The following is a 17,978-nucleotide window of genomic DNA, read 5'->3' as shown; positions in this document are numbered from 1 at the left end:
CCCTCGCCCGGGTAAGAGTTTTGTTCAGTTAGTTGTTCACTGCCGAAGTGGTGAAATTGGTAGACACGCTATCTTGAGGGGGTAGTGTCCGTCAGGACGTGCCGGTTCAAGTCCGGCCTTCGGCACCATTTATTGTAAGATGTTTAGAGCAGTCCGGTTAACGCCTGAATAGGTGTGCTCGCTGGCTAAACCAAGATCGGTTTCCGATCAGTCCTCAGCGGGTTGTCCGCTCTTTCTTCCAGCGTTGACCGAGTTAGGCGAAGATGCCTATAATCACGGCCCGGTGCTGGATGCAGTGAGTTTTCCGCTCCGTACTTAAAATTGTGTTGGCAGGAAGTGTTTTTGCTGCACAATTGATCACATGGGCTATAAAGCCCTTTTTTTATTTGTGCCGGTTTTAACGCAAGCATTGAAGGTCCAGACAGGCGTGTCCAGGAAAGATGATTTAGAACAGACGATATCTGGTGTGATCGAAGCCCTTGGCTATGTGTTCTGGGGGCTTGAATTTCATGCGCAGGGCAATAGATCCTTATTGCGAATCTACATCGATAAGGATGGAGATGCCGGTGTCACCGTTGATGACTGTGCTGAGGCCAGTAGACAGGTCAGTGCAGTGCTCGATGTCGAAGACATCATCGCTGGACGCTATACACTTGAAGTGTCGTCGCCAGGCTGGGATCGACCGCTTTTCAATCTGCCGCACTATCAAGCCAATGTCGGTGAAGTTATTGAGCTCAGGCTGCGTTCACCGCACGCCGGCCGTCGGAAATTCAAAGGGCTGCTCAAGGCCGTAGAGGGGGACGAGATCGTGCTTGAATCAGATAACGAAGAGCATGTCTTCCCGTTCGATTACATAGATAAGGCCAATGTGGTGCCTCAGTTTTAAAGGCGCTTTCAGGTACTTGGGGATAAAATGAACAAAGAAATACTTCTCGTTGTCGAAGCAGTGTCCAACGAAAAAGGTGTCGATAAAGGCGTTATTTTCGAAGCGATCGAGCTGGCCATTGCTACTGCTACCAAGAAACGCTTCGAAGATGAGGATGCCAATGTCCGCGTCGTGATTGACAGGAAGACTGGCGATTACACGGCGTATCGTAGCTGGCTCGTTGTTGATAACGAAGCCGTGCCTGGCCTTGGTACAGAGCTGACTATGCAGGAAGCAGAGGCGATAGATAAATCTCTGCAGCCGGGTAGCATCTACGAGGAAGAAATCGAGCCTGAAGCATTCGGTCGAATTGGTGCCCAGGCAGCGAAGCAGATTATTGTTCAGAAGGTCAGAGAAGCCGAGCGGATCAAGATTGTCGATAACTATCGTCATCGCGTTGGCGAACTCGTCAATGGTGTGGTCAAGAAGGTCACCCGTGACAATATCATCGTCGACCTTGGCAGTAACGCTGAAGCGCTCCTGCCCAAGGATCAGTTGATTGGCCGTGAGTCATTCAAGGTGGGCGATCGTATCCGAGCTCTTTTACATGATATTCGGCAGGATAATCGAGGGCCTCAACTGGTGTTGAGCCGGACTAATCCCGGCATGCTTATTGAGCTCTTCCGAATAGAAGTGCCTGAAATCGCCGAAGAAGTCATCGAAATCAAGGCGGCCGCCCGTGATCCGGGGTCGCGAGCCAAGATAGCCGTGAAGACGAATGACGGCCGTATCGATCCTGTAGGAGCCTGTGTCGGCATGCGTGGCGCACGGGTACAGGCAGTGTCTGGTGAGCTCGATAATGAGCGGGTCGATATTGTGCTATGGGACGATAATCCCGCCCAGCTCGTGGTGAACGCCATGGCGCCAGCCGAATGCGCATCAATCATCGTTGATGAAGACTCTCATACGATGCAGGTCGCAGTAGCTGCAGACAATCTCGCCATGGCGATTGGCCGGGGCGGGCAGAACGTACGTCTGGCATCTGAATTGACCGGTTGGACCATCAATGTGATGACCGAAGAAGAAGCTGGCCGGCAGCAGGAAGAAGAGTCTGGTAAATACCGGGATGTCTTTATTCGCGAGCTCGATGTCGATGAAGAGCTGGCAGAGATCCTTGTGGAGGAGGGCTTCACCTCGATAGAGGAAGTAGCCTATGTTCCAATGGAAGAAATGCTTGCCATTGATGGCTTCGACGAAGAAATCGTGACCGCATTGCGCGGTCGGGCGAAAGATCGACTGATAAGTAAAGCTCTGGCGACAGAGGAACAACTTGAAGGCGTTGAGCCTGCAGAGGATCTTTTGTCGATGGAAGGTATGGATCGACACCTTGCATATGTTTTGGCCAGTCGTGGCATCGTAACGATGGAAGACCTCGCCGAACAGGCGATTGATGATTTGATTGATATTCCTGAGATCGACGAAGGCAAAGCGGCAGAATTGATTATGACCGCTCGAAAGCCTTGGTTTGAAGCACAGGAATAAAATAGGGGGCGTGACGCTCAGATGGCAGAAGTGACAGTCAAACAACTTGCGGACGATGTTGGTGCATCGGTCGACAAGATTATTCAGCAACTGGCGGAAGCCGGCATTCAGGGGCGTGGCGCTTCTGATGTAATTACTGATGACGAAAAGCAGACCCTGCTGAAGCATCTTAAGCAGAGCCACGGTGAGGCTTTTGCTGAGCCCAGAAAAATCACACTGAAGCGGAAGACGACCAGCAAGCTGCGTTCGGCTGGTTCCAAAACCGTGAACGTTGAAGTGCGGAAAAAACGGACTTACGTCAAACGCGCTGATATCACAGCGGAAGCGGAGCCGGAAGTTGAAGTGCCCGCAGAACAGGCGGCACCAGCAGAAGCCGAAGTGGCTGCTACATCGCAGCCGGTCGAGACCGCCGAGTCTGCATCACCTGAGGTCGCACCGGCAGAATCAGCATCGGCTACAGCCGATTCGCCTGCAGAGACAGCAGAAGCGGTTAGCGATACACCGGAATCCAAGGCGCCTGCCGCTGAAGCTGAGAAGCAGCCTGCTGCGCAGCCTTCGAAGGCTGTGACGCCAGAAGAGGCTGATCGTGCTGCCAAGGAAGCTGCCCTTGCTGAGGCTGAAGAAGCCAAGAAGAGCAAGCATCGACGGCATAAGGAAGAAGCTGGTACTCGTGAGGATAAGGAAGACACGCCTCCGGTCAAGAAACAGAAGCCGAAGGTTGCGGCTGCCAAGCCTCGACGAACTGAAGTCGAAGCTGAGTTCACTACCGCAAAAACAGCAGATGCGCCTCGCTCGCTTCGTGCCAAAGCACCGCGTATGCGACGCAAGCGGCGCGGTGGTTCTTCTTCGGTCGATCCGAATATTGCCAAGATCACGCGGGATGTTTCCATACCTGATTCACTCACCGTAGGTGAGCTTGCCCAGAAGATGGCCGTTAAATCCGGTGAGGTCATCAAGAAGCTCATGGGTATGGGCGTCATGGCGAACATCAATCAGGTCATTGAGCAGGACGTTGCTCAAATGGTTGCCGAAGAGATGGGCCACAAGGTCACACTCACCCGTGAAGACGCAGTCGAAACGGAAATGATGGACTCTATCGTCTATGAAGGCGAAGTGACTACGCGTGCTCCGGTCGTCAGCGTCATGGGTCACGTCGATCATGGCAAGACCTCCTTGCTCGACTATATTCGCCGCGCCAAGGTGGCAGCTAGTGAGTCTGGCGGCATCACACAGCACATCGGTGCATATCTGGTTCAAACCGACAAGGGACAGATTTCGTTCCTGGATACGCCTGGTCACGCTGCGTTTACTGCAATGCGGGCCCGTGGTGCAAAGAGCACAGATATTGTCATTCTGGTCGTGGCTGCTGATGACGGCGTAATGCCGCAAACCAAGGAAGCTGTCCAGCATGCGAAATCAGCTGACATGCCTATCATCGTGGCGGTCAACAAGATCGATAAGGAAGATGCTGATCCAGAGCGCGTCAAGAATGAGCTCTCGGCACTCGATGTCATCTCTGAAGAGTGGGGTGGCGATGTTCAGTTCGTCAATGTTTCCGCCCATACAGGCGAAGGCATCGACAATCTGCTGGATGCAATACTCCTGCAGTCGGAATTACTCGAACTCACGGCAGTGAAATCAGGTCCAGCCCGCGGTGTGGTCATTGAATCACGTTTGGACAAGGGGCGTGGTGTCGTGGCTTCTGTTCTGGTGCAGAACGGTACGCTTCGAAAGGGTGATATTGTTTTGGCTGGTGAGCAGTATGGTCGGGTCAGAGCGATGCTCAACGAACATGGCAAGACTGTCGATGAAGCCGAGCCGTCCACGCCGGTAGAAATACTGGGCCTGAACGAAACTCCTGAAGCTGGTGATGAGTTTGTAGTTGTTGCTGATGAGCGAAAGGCCCGCGAAGTTGCAGCCTTCCGTCAGGAAAAAGTCAGAAGTGAACGGCTGCAGAGACAGCAGTCTACCAACCTGGAAAACATGTTCCAGAGCATGGGCAAAGGTGAAACGAAAATCCTTAACATGGTCGTCAAGACTGATGTCCGCGGATCGCTCGAAGCCATTATCAGCTCGCTGAACGATCTCGGTAACGAGGAGGTTCAGGTGAATGTCGTCGGTTCTGGGGTTGGTGGTATTTCAGAGACCGATGCCAACCTTGCAGTCTCGACCAACTCCATCGTCGTCGGCTTTAATGTCCGGGCCGATGGTACGGCTCGCAAGATTCTCGAACGTGAAGGCGTCGAGCTGCGTTACTACAGCATCATCTATAACATCATTGATGATGTGAAGGCTGCGCTGACTGGCATGTTGGCTCCGGCATTCCGTGAAGATATTCTCGGTATCGCTGAAGTGCGTGACACCTTCAAGTCGCCGAAGTTCGGTCAGGTGGCAGGTTGTATCGTTGTCGAAGGCACCGTCTATCGTAGCAAGCCGATCAGGGTTCTACGCGATGACGTTGTTATATTCGAAGGTGAACTCGAGTCTCTGCGTCGCTTCAAGGATGATGTTGCTGAAGTTCGATCAGGCACTGAGTGCGGTATCGGTGTTCGCAACTACGAAGTGAAGATCGGTGACAAGATCGAGGTCTTCGACCGGGTTCAGATAGAGCGCACGCTGTAATGCCAAGAGAGTTTAGTCGGCAGCAGCGTATTGCTGAGCAGATGCAGAAGGAGCTTGCTCGCATTATTCAACGTGACGTGAAGGACCCCAGGGTTGGCATGATCACGGTGAACAGTGTGAAGGTCTCCAAGGATTACGGCTACGCTGATATTTATGTCACGCAGCTCAACCAGAGCGATCTGGACGATCATGCCGGCATTCAGCAGGCACTGCTTGTTCTGAAAGATGCGAGTAGCTTCCTGAAGTCGGAGCTGGGCAAGGCGATGAAGCTCAGGGTGCTCCCGCAACTCAGGTTCCATCATGATACAGCGCTGTATAACTCACTTCATATCAGCGCCTTGATCACTAAAGCCCGAGCCGAGGATCGTGCCCGGTCCGGCTCCGAAGAAGCTGACGGTGATGATGTCGCCCCGGATCAGTCGGACGGCGAGCCCAAAGACAGCTGATGTTCAGTGATTATCAAGCGGCGGGATCTCCCGCCGTTTTCATGTACGGTATTTTTTTATGTCCCACGATCCCAGAGCTAGCAGCGTGAAGGCACTTGACGGCGTGCTGTGCATCGACAAACCTTTTGGCTTGTCTTCAAATGCTGCCCTGCAGCGTGTGAAGCGATTCATTGGCGCATCAAAAGCTGGTCATACTGGTACCCTCGACCCGATGGCTACAGGCCTATTGCCAATCTGCCTCGGCGATGCCACCAAGTTTTCCAGGTTCTTTCTTGATGCCGACAAGACCTATCTCACGGTGGTCCGTCTTGGTCAGACGACTTCAACAGGGGATCGTGAGGGCGATATCCTGCAAGAAAAGCCAGTGCCTCCCGAGTTTGACCAGGCGCAGCTCAATGACGTCATCAGCAGATTCGTCGGTCGAATAGAGCAGGTGCCGCCGATGTACTCTGCTTTGAAGCACAAGGGCCAGCCGCTCTATAAACTCGCCCGCCAAGGCAAATCTGTCGACAGACCGGCGCGTAGTATCGTCATACGAAGTCTCGAAATCGTCTCGCATGAATCACCATACCTGACCTTGAAAGTTAGCTGCAGTAAGGGTACTTACATCCGCACCCTGGCCGAGGACATCGGCCAGGAGCTGGGGTTCGGCGCTCATCTCGAAAGCCTTAGGCGTACAGCGAGTGGTCCGTTTTCGCTGGAGGACGCCTACGAACTGCCAGATCGATTCGAGCCGGGCTTGGACTCGGCAGGTGATCGAATAGAACGAGCACCGGAGCTGCTTCAGGCGGAAGCCGCCACACTCGTGGCTGCGATTCGACCTGTCGACGCAGCGCTTGAGCATCTGCCCAGACTGGAGCTCGATGATGCGGCGGCGCGCTCGCTTATCGTCGGCAGAGAGGTTATAATCCGCGACCCCGGGCTTGGACTGGGTCTGTCGGCGATCAAGCCGCAGGATCTGGCAGATGCGTCATTGCCGGAAAAGCCGCTTTATCGGGCTTATGGACTGGGCTGTTTTCTGGGCCTTGTTCACCCGTCCGAGGAAGCCGCTGGCCACGCAGGCCATCCCCGGCTCAGGCTGGAGATCTGCAAACTGGTGAATACCGGCGCGATTGTAGCGAATCTGCAGTAAGAATTTTTACCGGAGCCGACTGTACGTATGCGCGGTTTGGTTCCTTTTATCTTAAGCATACTGAGGAAATATCTATGTCATTATCAGCTGAAGAAAAAGCAGGCATCCTGAAGGACTACCAGACTCAGGAAGGCGATACCGGTTCACCTGAAGTACAGGTTGCGCTGTTGACGCATAACATCAACAAGCTGCAGGATCACTTCAAGGCGCACAAGCATGATCACCATTCACGTCGTGGTCTGATTCGCATGGTTAACCAGCGTCGTAAGCTGCTTGATTATCTCAAGCGCAAGAACGATGAGCGTTACCTGAGCCTCATCCAGCGTTTAAGCCTGCGTCGCTAGTCATTTCTCCGTTCTTTATAATCCTTTGGCAGCCCAGGCTGCCGAGGGTTATAATCCCCGCGTTCGTGTAGTAAACAATTGATTGTTCGAATTGCGAGGGACTTCCGTAAAGCCGAATTGCTGGTCCGTGTTCCTGGTTCTGATGTAAAGCGATGCCCGCATCGTCTATGGGTAGAATCAAGGGTCACTATGGCCAGTCCTAAATCGGTTTCTCAGAATTTCCTCGGTATTCGTCGTACGCATCAGTGTCTATTGCCCGAATGAGCTCTCGTTGGGCGTCCCCAAATGGCTGTGAACCTCATTGCCAACTCAAGCGTCCAACACTGATCCAACAATACTTGAAGGAAATTCAGTGAATCCAATTACAAAATCATTCCGTTACGGAAACGCACAAGTCACTTTTGAAACCGGCCGTGTTGCCCGTCAGGCCACGGCTGCTGTCATGGTCACCATCGACGACACCGTCGTGCTGTGTACTGTCGTAGCCCAGAAGGAGGCCGTTCCTGGCCGTGGCTTCTTTCCACTCTCAGTTCATTATCAGGAAAAAACCTACGCCGTAGGCAAGATTCCTGGTGGCTACTTCAAGCGCGAAGGCCGCCCCAGTGAAAAGGAAACGCTGACTTCCAGACTGATTGACCGACCAGTTCGTCCGCTGTTCAAAAAGGGTTTCGACAACGAAGTTCAGATCCTCTGTACCGTCCTGTCTGCTGGCAAGACCCAGGATCCAGATATCGCGGCTATTCTGGGCACCGCCGCTGCGCTTGAAATTGCGGGATTGCCTTTTGAAGGCCCTCTGGCTGGCGCTCGTGTTGCCTACACCGACGAACTTGGTTACACGCTGAACCCCACTTTCGAATATCTCGAGAAGTCACGGCTCGACATGGTGGTGGCCGGCACCGCTGACGCGGTACTGATGGTTGAGTCAGAAGCCAGCGAACTCTCCGAAGACATCATGCTCGGCGCAGTTCTGTATGCTCATGAAGAGATGCAGGTCGCTATCGAGGCTATCAAGGACTTCGCATCAAAGGTCGATATTCCGAAGTTCGAGTGGACGCCGCCTTCCGTCAATGAAGAGCTCAAGGCTGCCCTGTCTGAAAAGTTTGCCTCACGCGTGGCTGAGAGCTACGCCATTCGTCATAAGCTGGAACGATACAAGGCGCTTGGCGACCTCAAGAAAGAGGCTGTTGAGCAGCTGAAAGCTGATGAAAATGGCAACGGTTTCGATGCTGAGGACATCAAGAGCTATTTCGGCAAGCTCGAAAAATCGACCGTTCGAAATCAGATCCTAGACAAGCAGCCGCGAATCGACGGTCGCGATACCACGACTGTTCGTCCGATCGCTGTTGAAGTCGGTGTCCTGCCTAATGCACATGGTTCAGCGCTGTTCACCAGGGGTGAAACACAGGCGCTCGTCGTGGCTACGCTCGGTAGCACACGGGATGTCATGCGGATCGATGCACTGGAAGGCGAAAAGAAAGAGAACTTCCTGTTTCATTACAACTTCCCTCCATACTCGGTTGGCGAAGTATCACGCATTGGCGGTGTAGGCCGTCGTGAAATCGGACATGGTCGTCTGGCGCGTCGGGGCATCCAGGCCATGATGCCGACCTATGAAGATTTCCCTTACGCTCTGCGCGTAGTATCCGAAATCACTGAATCCAACGGCTCCAGCTCCATGGCCAGTGTTTGCGGCAGCTCTCTGGCGCTCATGGATGCAGGCGTACCGCTGAAGGCGCCAGTCGCTGGTATTGCGATGGGTCTGATCAAGGATGGCGATCGCTTCGCCGTTCTGACCGATATCCTCGGTGATGAAGATCATCTCGGCGATATGGATTTCAAGGTAGCTGGTAGCAAAGGCGGTATCACTGCACTGCAGATGGATATCAAGATCACCGGCATTACCGAAGAAATCATGGAGCAGGCGCTGAATCAGGCCAAGGACGCTCGTCTTCATATTCTTGGCGAAATGAATGCCGTTCTTGCGCTGTCGCGTGAAGAGCTGGCAGACAATGCACCGAAGATGAAGACCATCAAGATCGATGCCGAGAAGATCCGTGACATCATCGGTAAGGGTGGTGCCACCATTCGGTCTATCTGTGAAGAGTCTGGTGCTTCAATCGATATCGAAGATGACGGCACGATCAAGATTTTCGCAGCCGACAAGGCGTCATCAGACAAGGCACTGTTCCGTATCAACGAGATCACGGCAGAGGCTGAAATCGGTCGCGTCTATCAGGGCCGGGTCGAGCGAATCGTCGATTTCGGTGCCTTCGTCAACTTCCTGCCTGGCAAGGATGGTCTGGTACACATCTCGCAAATCTCTCAGGAGCGTGTCGAGAACGTGTCTGACTACATCAAGGAAGGCGACATGGTGCCCGTGAAGGTGCTCGACGTCGACAATCGTGGACGTGTGAAACTCTCCATGAAGGAAGTGACTGACGAAGACAAGGCTGAGCTGCAGCCTGCTGAGTAAGTGCTTCTGATTGGCAGCTGAGGCTTCGACAAGAGGCCTCATGCCAGTCGCTATCGATATCGCAGGCAGGGAAGGTAATTTCGCTGTCCGCAAACAAAAACGGCGCCGGTAGAAACTGTGTAACAGCAGTCTTCCCGGCGCCGTTTCTGTATCGGCTACATGAAGGTCTGGGCCTCCGGCTCAGCCTCCGAGGTAGGCGTTCTTCACGGCATCGTTTGCCAGCAAAGCATCACCCGTATCGTGCAGTACGATACTGCCATTTTCCAGAACATAGCCACGGTCGGCTAACTGCAGTGCCTGGTGGGCATTCTGCTCGACCAGGAATATGGTCATACCTTTCTCGCGCAGCGTTTCGATGGTGGAAAAAATCTGCTGAATAATAATTGGGGCCAGTCCCAGCGAGGGCTCGTCCAGCAATAGCAGCCGTGGCTTGCTCATCAGCGCACGGCCGATGGCCAGCATCTGCTGCTCACCGCCTGACATCGTCCCAGCGCGCTGTTCCTTGCGTTCGGCTAGCCGCGGGAAGAGTTCGAAAACTTCATCAAGGATGCGATGGAAGCTCGCCTTGTCGGTGAAGAAACCGCCCATATGCAGGTTTTCAAGCACAGTCATGCCAGAGAAAACCCGGCGCCCCTCAGGAACGACCGCAATGCCCGAGCGCATGATTTCGGCTGTTGGCAGTTGGTGGATTGGCTGACCATCAAATTCGATGGTGCCACTGCTTGCCCGCGGATCACCGCAGAGGGTCATCAGCAGTGTTGTCTTGCCGGCACCATTGGCGCCGATCAGGGTCACGATTTCGTTGGCCTTCACCTCCAGTGTGATGCCATGGAGCGCTTCTATCTTGCCGTAATGGGCGTGAACTGCATCAAAACGTAGCATCAGGCTTCTCCCAGATAGGCTTTGATGACTTCGGGGTTGTTCCTGATCTCTTCCGGTGTCCCGGTGGCCAGGGGCCTCCCCTGGTTAACCACATAGATACGGTCAGAGATGTCCATGACCAGTCCCATATCATGCTCGATAAGGAGTATGGCTACGTTATAGTCGAGTTTCAGGCGCATGATCAGCTCGTTGAGGTCTCGTGTCTCCCGCGGATTCAGGCCAGCGGCAGGCTCATCCAGCAACAATGCGTGCGGTTCAGTCACCATGCAGCGTGCAATTTCCAGCCGGCGTTGCTGTCCGTAAGAAAGATTTCCGGCTTCCCGGTTGGCGACCTTGATCAGATCAAGCTTCTCCAGCCAGTAGGTCGCACGCTCCATCGCTTCCTCTTCGCGCCGGCGATAGTCCTTGGTGGCGAACAGACCAGCCAGCAGTCCAGTGTTGACGTGTCGGTGCTGGGCGACGAGCAAGTTTTCGATCACCGTCATGTTGCCGAAAAGACGCACGTGCTGGAAAGTCCTCACCATACCGAGTTTCGAGATCTTGTAATCAGGCAGGTTGTGGATAGGCGCGTTCCGGAAGCTGATCTCTCCGCCGCTCGGCTTATAGAAACCACTAATGCAGTTGAAGATCGTGGTCTTGCCCGCGCCATTGGGGCCGATAACCGATACGATCTCCTGCTCCTTCAACTCGAGGTTGACCTGATCGACGGCGACGAGACCGCCAAAACGCATAGTCAGATCTTTGACTCTCAACATATTTTTACGACTCCTGTGAGGTCTTGATCTGAATGTGCGAACGCTTGACTGGCAACAGCCCTTCAGGCCGCCAGATCATCATCAGTACCATCATGGCGCCAAATATCAGCATGCGGTACTCGGCAAACTCCCTGGCCATTTCCGGCAGTACGATCATCACGATCGCGGCGCAGATGACCCCGATCTGTGAGCCCATGCCGCCGAGTACCACGATGGCGAGGATGATGGCCGACTCTATGAAGGTAAAAGACTCGGGGCTGATGAAGCCCTGGCGAGCTGCGAAGAAGCAACCTGCGAAGCCGGCAAAGCTCGCGCCAATTGTGAAGGCAGACAGCTTGATGCGAGTCTTGTTGAGACCGAGCGAGCGGCTGGCAATTTCGTCTTCCCGCAGTGCTTCCCAGGCCCGTCCCACAGGCATCTTGGTCAGTCGACGGATGACGAACAATGTCAACAGGACCAGTGCAAGTGCGATGAGGTAAAGAAACATGACCTTGGTTTCAGAGCTGTATTCGAGGCCGAAAAACTCATGGAAGGTCAGGTTGCCTTCTTCCTTGGCACGACGGCCAAATTCGAGCGCCACAAGGGCTGGTTCGGGTTCGAGCTGAATGGCTGGCAGGGTGGGCTTCGGAATGCCCCCGATACCGTTCGGGCCGCCGGTCAGGTCAGTGTGGATGTTGAGCAGCTCACGGATGATTTCACCGAAACCAAGTGTGACGATGGCCAGGTAATCTCCGCGTAGCCGCAGCACCGGAAAGCCGAGTAAGAAGCCGAAGAAGGCTGCCAGCAGGCCGCCTATCGGCAGGGCCACCCAAAACGATACGCCCCAGTACTGTGACAGCAGGGCATAACTATAGGCGCCGACAGCGTAAAAGGCGACGTAGCCGAGATCCAGTAGTCCAGCGAGGCCTACGACAATGTTGAGTCCGAGACCAAGCATGACGTAGATCAGCACCAGTGTAGCCAGGTCGATGTTGCCTCGGTCACTGATGAAGGGCCAGATCAGTGCGAGACCGAGCAACGCGAACAGCGCTACTTTTTCAAATCTCTGCTTGAATCCATCGTCGAAATTGAAGCGACCATGACTTGGATAGAGCCCCAATACCCGCTGCCGGGCCGATACGATCGAGGGTCTGAATAGCTGAAAAAAGAACACGGCGGCAACACCAAGACCGATCATGATCCAGGTATCGGTGTCGGCACCATTGACGGTGAGTGTAACGCCCTCCCGCTCGAGTTTGAGGCCGAGCAATGGGAAGGTCAGGATGAACATGATGACGGCAGCGAAGGCCGCACTGGGTAAGGTTGAGCGCATGCTGGCGTATCCTAGATTTTTTCGACTTCAGGCTTTCCGAGTATTCCCGTCGGCCTGAACAGCAATATGAGAACCAGCAGCGCAAATGCGACCACGTTACGATATTCAGAACTGATATAGGCAGCAGTCATGCTCTCGGCGACGCCAAGTATGAGACCGCCCAGCACCGCGCCGGGAATACTGCCGATGCCGCCAAGCACCGCGGCGGTAAAGGCTTTCAATCCAGCGATGAAACCGATGAAAGGGTTGGCAACACCATAATGCATGCCGAGCAGAAGACCAGCGACGGCGGCGAGCGAAGCTCCGATGATGAAGGTGATGGCGATGATGCGGTTGGTATCGATCCCGAGCAGGCTGGCCATCTTCATATCTGCCGAAACAGCGCGGCATGCACGCCCGGTTCTTGACCGTGAGATGAACCAGGACAGCAGCGCCATGCTGATGAGTGTGACCACCAGGATAATCATCTGCATATAGGACAGCGTCGCCTGGAAGGCGTCGTCGCTACCCATGGTGATGCCGCCGGATACCATCTGCGGTAGCGCGACATCGCGGGAGCTCTGGCCCAGTAGCACGTAGTTTTGCAGGAAAATGCTCATGCCGATGGCAGAAATCAATGGAATGAGTCGATTGCCGCCTCGTAGAGGACGGTAGGCCACCCGTTCGAGCGCGTAGCCGAAAGTGCTTGAAATCAGCACCGTGGTCAGTAGTGCGATCAGAAAGACGACGGGGAGATATTCGATGCCAAGCATCGCCAGACAGGTGATGGCAATGAAGGCCACATAGGTTGAGATCATGTAGATTTCGCCGTGGGCGAAATTGATCATCCCGATAATGCCATAGACCATTGTGTAGCCGATGGCGATCAGCGCATAGGCGCTGCCGAGGGTAATGCCATTTATGAACTGTTGTAGGAAGTAGTAGAATTCGCCCATGTGATGCTCTTCTCTGATCAAGCGAAAAGCCCAGCTCGTGGCTGGGCTTTTCAGTCTACATTCACTGTCGCAGTCGGCAATGTTGTTGCCATGGCCCCTGCGCCCACAAAACGGTGGCTATCCTACCACTATTCTGCAGCAGTTTTGGTACCATCCTTGTGCCAATTGTAAACTTCGAACTTGAAATTGGCGATATCGCCTTTCTCGTTGAAGGAAATCTCGCCCATGGGCGTCTTGAAGCTGTTCTCGTGGATGTATTCAGCCACCTTGCTTGGATCAGTGCTGTCGGCACCCTCGATCGCATCGGCGATGACCTGGACGGCAGCATAGGAAGTCAGGACGAACGCGCCGCTAGGATCTTCGTTCTTGGCTTCGAAAGCCTTGACCAGTTCCTTGTTCTCTTCGCGCTTGTCGAAGGCTGGGGGCAGGGTGACCAGGAGGCCTTCAGATGCTTCGCCAGCAATAGTGCTGATATCCTTGTTGCCCACGCCCTCTGGACCCATGTACTGGACCTCGAAGTTCTTTTCTCCTGACTGGCGCAGCAGCAGCCCGAGTTCGGGGTGGTAGCCGCCGTAGTAGACGAAGTCGACCTTCTCTTTCTGCATCTTCGAAATCAGGGAAGAGAAATCCTTGTCACCCTTGTTGATGCCTTCGAACATTACGACCTCGATGCCTTTTTCTTTCAGGCTGTCGCGCACGGCTGTGGCGATGCCTTCACCGTATTGCTGCTTGTCGTGAATGACAGCAACGGCTTTCGCCTTGACCTTGTCTGCAATATAGGTGGCCGCCGTCGGGCCCTGGTCACTGTCCAGGCCGATGGTGCGGAAAATCATCTCATAACCGCGGTCGCTGATGTCAGGGCTGGTGGACGCTGGCGTGATCATCACGATGCCTTCGTCTTCATAGATCGTCGAAGCTGGTTGAGTGGCGCCTGAGCAGAGATGGCCGACAACATATTTGTAGCCTTCGTTGACGATCTTATTCGCAACGAGGTTGGCCTGCTTCGGTTCGCAGGCGTCGTCGAAGACTTCTGCCTTGAGCATCTTGCCGTCGACACCGCCGGCCTTGTTGATTTGCTCAACCGCCATCTTGGCGCCCATGAACTGCATGTCGCCGTATTGAGCAACGTCTCCAGTTGCCGGGCCGGCAATGGCAATCTTGATATCTTCCGCGATTGCAGTCATTGCAGTCATGGAGCACGCCGCAATAGTGGCAACCGTGGTGAGTCTTATAGTTTTATTCATGTCTCACTTTCCTGTATCAGTCTGAGAGGCTCATGCGGCGGTCGGTACTGCCAGCATTGCAAGGATACTACTGGCAATTGCGCGCGGAGAAAAGTGGCAGCATCGGGGTGACGCTGCTGTCCACTGGCCTATACTTGCCAGTTGGACGTAAATTTCAACCACAGGATCGGGGCATGACCGTGTCAGCAATTTCCAGACAGTGCCTCCGCACAGTCAATTCTTCAGCCATGCAGGCCAGATGAGTAGCGAAGAAGGTCGACGCAGTCCCCGCCGCGCTGCGGGATGGCGCTGTATTGCCCAAGCGCCTGATAAATCTATGACCATCTGCAAGGTGGAGAATGCCTCGGCTCAGGGCTTTCTGCTGGATACAGAGGTGCAATACCCGCTCAATACCAAGCTGATGCTTCGCATCGAGGTTCGCCACAGCGGCAAGACCTGGGAGTTTCTCTGCATCGTGATAGTGCGTCATAGCGTCATCCGAAAGGCGAGCTACATGGCTGGTACCGAGATTGAAAAAATTTCGGAAAAAGACGAGAAATTCCTTCACGATTACTCCTTCAACATCATCTGACGCAGCGCTATCACCACCGGTGCATGGTGCGCTTGCCATTATTTCGTCTTTAAGTCAGTCCAAGCCTTTATTTCCCGGCTCGATTGTTCATATAGTTGTGGCACGCCGATAGCACGAGGCAAGGCTGCCCTCCGCTTGTTTTCGTAGTTCTATCTTGTAGTTCCTATTAATAAATCGACAAAAACTCAGGAGCGTTCGATGCACGATGATGCAGATCCGATTGAAACCCGTGAATGGCTGGACTCGCTAGAATCGGTTCTTGAGAATGAGGGCATAGAGCGAACCCGCTATCTCCTCACCCGACTTGCCGAACGCGCCACTCGCGATGGCACACAGCTGCCGTACTCCATCGTGACACCCTTCAGAAATACGATTCCGGTCACTCAGGAAGCCAGAATGCCAGGCGACCTGTTCATGGAGCGGCGCATCCGCTCACTGGTACGCTGGAACGCGCTGGTCATGGTGCTGAGGGCAAACAAGCGGCCTGGCGAGCTAGGCGGGCACGTGTCGACCTTCACGTCCATTGCCACTTTGTACGACGTCGGTTTCAATTATTTCTTCCATGGTGGCGACGACAAGCGCGAGGCAGATCTCATCTACTGGCAGGGCCACTCCTCGCCGGGCATCTATGCACGCTCCTACCTGGAAGGTCGTATCAGCGAAGAACAGATGGATCGTTTCAGGAGTGACGTCGATGGCGGTGGGCTGACGTCTTATCCGCATCCCTGGCTCATGCCTGAATACTGGCAGTTCCCTACGGTATCCATGGGACTGGGGCCCATACAGGCCATCTATCAGGCGCACGTCATGAAGTATCTGCACAGCAGAGAGCTGAGTGACCATTCCGAGCGCAAGGTGTGGTGTTATGTCGGTGATGGTGAGTGTGATGAGCCTGAAACCCTCGGCGCCATCGGCCTGGCGGGTCGCGAAAAGCTCGATAACCTCATCTTCGTCATCAACTGCAACCTGCAGCGACTCGACGGCCCTGTGCGTGGCAACGGCAAGATCATTCAGGAGCTCGAAGGCGTTTTCCGCGGTGCCGGGTGGAACGTACTCAAAGTCGTCTGGGGCCGCCACTGGGATCCACTGTTCGAGAAGGACGACAACGGTCTCATGCAGAAGGCCATGGACCTCTCTGTCGATGGCGAAATGCAGAACTACAAATCAAATGGCGGCGCCTATACCCGCAAACACTTCTTCGGCAAATATCCTGAGCTGTTGAAGATGGTCGAAGATCTTACCGATGAAGATATCTACCGCCTCAACCGTGGCGGACATGACCCCTACAAGGTTTACGCTGCCTATCACGCTGCGACGCATCACAAGGGGCAGCCGACAGTAATACTGGCTCATACGGTAAAGGGCTACGGCTTTGGTGAGCAGGGTGAATCGCAGAACACCTCACATCAGCTGAAGAAGCTGGATATCGAGACGGTGAAGAAATTCCGTGACCGTTTCGGTGTACCGATCCCGGACGATGAGATCGAGGCACTGCCGTATTACCGGCCTTCGCCAGACTCGCCGGAAGCCGTGTACATGAAGAAGCGTCGGGAGAAGCTCGGTGGGTATCTGCCCAAGCGCCGTCCCGACACGCAGAAGCTGCCCATACCCGGTCTCGATGCCTTCAAGGCTGTAACCGGGGGCAGTGATGGTCGTGAGATCTCCTCGACCATGGCTTTTGTCAGGGTCCTCAACACACTGGTCAAGGACAAGCAGATCGGCAAGCGCATCGTGCCCATCGTGCCTGATGAAGCGCGAACCTTCGGCATGGAAGGTATGTTCAGGCAACTGGGTATCTATACCTCAGAGGGTCAGAAGTACACACCCAACGACAGCGGCCAGATGATGTTCTATCGCGAGGACAAGCAGGGTCAGATACTCGAGGAGGGCATCAACGAAGCCGGTGCCATGGCGGCCTGGATGGCGGCGGCGACCTCGTACAGCAACAACGATTACCCGCTGATTCCGTTCTACATCTACTACTCCATGTTCGGTTTTCAGCGCGTTGGCGATCTGGCATGGGCCGCTGGCGACATGCGATGCCGCGGTTTCCTGCTGGGTGGAACCGCTGGTCGCACCACGCTCAATGGCGAAGGTCTGCAGCACCAGGACGGTCACAGTCATGTGCTGTCGGCGACGATCCCCAACTGCGTGTCCTATGATCCTGTTTTCGGTTACGAAGTCGCGGTCATCATCCGTGAAGGCATGCGACGCATGTACGCAGAAAACGAGAGCGTCTATTTCTACATTACCCTGATGAACGAGAACTACGAGCATCCTGCCATGCCAGAGGGCGTGGAGAACGGCATCGTGAAGGGCATGTACCTGTTCGAGGAGGGCAGCCATAACGGCAAGGCGAGGGTCCAGTTGCTCGGCAGCGGCACCATCTTCAATGAGGTGCGCAAGGCGGCAAAACTACTGAACGACAAGTACGATATCGACTCGGATATCTGGTGCTGTACCAGCTTTACCGAACTGGCGCGCGACGGTCACCATGTGCGGCGCTGGAACATGCTGCATCCCTCTGAAAACAAGCGTGAAAGCTACGTTTCTCAATGCCTTAAGTCGAAAAAGGGCCCTGTGATAGCGGCGACCGATTATATGCGCCTGTTTGCGGATCAGATCAGACAGTTTGTGCCACATTCCATTTATCAGGTGCTGGGTACCGATGGCTTCGGCAGAAGTGATACCCGTGAGCAGCTCAGGTCGCATTTCGAAGTCGATCATCGTTACGTCACGGTCGCGGCACTTGACGCCCTCGTGCAGGACGGTGTGCTCAAGTCGGATGTCGTTGCCCAGGCCATCGAGGATCTGGGCATCGATCCCGATAAACAGAATCCAGCCGTAGCCTGATC

The 17,978-nt window shown here is 54.4% G+C and carries 14 protein-coding genes and 1 tRNA gene; 10 read left to right on the top strand and 5 right to left on the bottom strand.

Annotation, left to right across the window (positions count from 1 at the left end):
* Positions 1–41 precede the first annotated feature (41 nt).
* From ABD735_RS17250 to pnp, 8 genes are all read left to right on the top strand, one after another.
* Positions 42–128, top strand: a tRNA-Leu gene (locus ABD735_RS17250).
* A gap of 233 nt (positions 129–361) precedes the next feature.
* Positions 362–886 (top strand): ribosome maturation factor RimP, encoded by a 525-nt coding sequence (rimP, locus tag ABD735_RS17245; RefSeq protein WP_344808773.1) that lies wholly within the window; start codon positions 362–364, stop codon positions 884–886.
* Positions 887–913: 27 nt separating this feature from the next.
* Positions 914–2,407 (top strand): transcription termination factor NusA, encoded by a 1,494-nt coding sequence (nusA, locus tag ABD735_RS17240; protein ID WP_344808771.1) that lies wholly within the window; start codon positions 914–916, stop codon positions 2,405–2,407.
* A gap of 21 nt (positions 2,408–2,428) precedes the next feature.
* Positions 2,429–5,029 carry a translation initiation factor IF-2 gene (infB, locus tag ABD735_RS17235; protein ID WP_344808769.1) on the top strand — a complete coding sequence of 867 codons (2,601 nt, stop codon included), beginning with the start codon at positions 2,429–2,431 and terminating at the stop codon, positions 5,027–5,029.
* Positions 5,029–5,475, top strand: coding sequence for a 30S ribosome-binding factor RbfA (gene rbfA, locus ABD735_RS17230; RefSeq protein WP_344808767.1), 447 nt, complete (start codon positions 5,029–5,031; stop codon positions 5,473–5,475). The genes infB and rbfA overlap by 1 nt, the downstream gene beginning before the upstream one ends.
* 85 nt (positions 5,476–5,560) lie before the next feature.
* Positions 5,561–6,607, top strand: coding sequence for a tRNA pseudouridine(55) synthase TruB (truB, locus tag ABD735_RS17225; protein WP_344808765.1), 1,047 nt, complete (start codon positions 5,561–5,563; stop codon positions 6,605–6,607).
* A gap of 74 nt (positions 6,608–6,681) precedes the next feature.
* The gene (gene rpsO / locus ABD735_RS17220; protein ID WP_344808763.1) at positions 6,682–6,951 is read left to right on the top strand and encodes a 30S ribosomal protein S15; all 270 of its coding nucleotides are present in this window, start codon (positions 6,682–6,684) and stop codon (positions 6,949–6,951) included.
* A gap of 352 nt (positions 6,952–7,303) precedes the next feature.
* Complete coding sequence (pnp, locus tag ABD735_RS17215) at positions 7,304–9,424, top strand: polyribonucleotide nucleotidyltransferase (RefSeq protein ID WP_344808761.1); 2,121 nt, start codon at positions 7,304–7,306, stop codon at positions 9,422–9,424.
* A 180-nt stretch (positions 9,425–9,604) separates the two neighbouring features.
* On the opposite strand, the gene ABD735_RS17210 is transcribed toward pnp, so the two are convergent.
* The 5 genes from ABD735_RS17210 to ABD735_RS17190 all read right to left on the bottom strand — a co-directional run bounded on the left by ABD735_RS17210 (position 9,605) and on the right by ABD735_RS17190 (position 14,552).
* On the bottom strand, positions 9,605–10,306 hold the full coding sequence (locus tag ABD735_RS17210) for an ABC transporter ATP-binding protein (protein ID WP_344808759.1): 702 nt from the start codon (positions 10,304–10,306) through the stop codon (positions 9,605–9,607).
* Entirely contained in the window at positions 10,306–11,061 is a 756-nt protein-coding gene (livG, locus tag ABD735_RS17205) for a high-affinity branched-chain amino acid ABC transporter ATP-binding protein LivG (RefSeq protein ID WP_344808757.1), read from the bottom strand. The genes ABD735_RS17210 and livG overlap by 1 nt, the downstream gene beginning before the upstream one ends.
* 4 nt (positions 11,062–11,065) lie before the next feature.
* Positions 11,066–12,373 carry a high-affinity branched-chain amino acid ABC transporter permease LivM gene (locus tag ABD735_RS17200; protein ID WP_344808755.1) on the bottom strand — a complete coding sequence of 436 codons (1,308 nt, stop codon included), beginning with the start codon at positions 12,371–12,373 and terminating at the stop codon, positions 11,066–11,068.
* 11 nt (positions 12,374–12,384) lie between these two features.
* A complete protein-coding gene (gene livH / locus ABD735_RS17195; protein WP_344808753.1) occupies positions 12,385–13,308 on the bottom strand; it encodes a high-affinity branched-chain amino acid ABC transporter permease LivH in 924 nt (307 codons plus the stop codon).
* 128 nt (positions 13,309–13,436) lie between these two features.
* Positions 13,437–14,552: a branched-chain amino acid ABC transporter substrate-binding protein gene (locus tag ABD735_RS17190; RefSeq protein ID WP_344808751.1), complete on the bottom strand. Its 1,116-nt coding sequence runs from the start codon at positions 14,550–14,552 to the stop codon at positions 13,437–13,439.
* A 238-nt stretch (positions 14,553–14,790) separates the two neighbouring features.
* On the opposite strand from ABD735_RS17190, the gene ABD735_RS17185 reads away from it, so the two are divergent.
* Both ABD735_RS17185 and aceE read left to right on the top strand, forming a co-directional pair.
* Entirely contained in the window at positions 14,791–15,123 is a 333-nt protein-coding gene (locus tag ABD735_RS17185) for a PilZ domain-containing protein (RefSeq protein WP_344808749.1), read from the top strand.
* Between the two features lie 198 nt (positions 15,124–15,321).
* Entirely contained in the window at positions 15,322–17,976 is a 2,655-nt protein-coding gene (gene aceE, locus ABD735_RS17180; protein ID WP_344808747.1) for a pyruvate dehydrogenase (acetyl-transferring), homodimeric type, read from the top strand.
* Positions 17,977–17,978: the final 2 nt, after the last annotated feature.

The organism is Allohahella marinimesophila, assembly GCF_039538005.1.
Classification (GTDB): domain Bacteria; phylum Pseudomonadota; class Gammaproteobacteria; order Pseudomonadales; family Oleiphilaceae; genus Allohahella; species Allohahella marinimesophila.
This window is presented reverse-complemented; position numbering and strand designations above follow the sequence as displayed.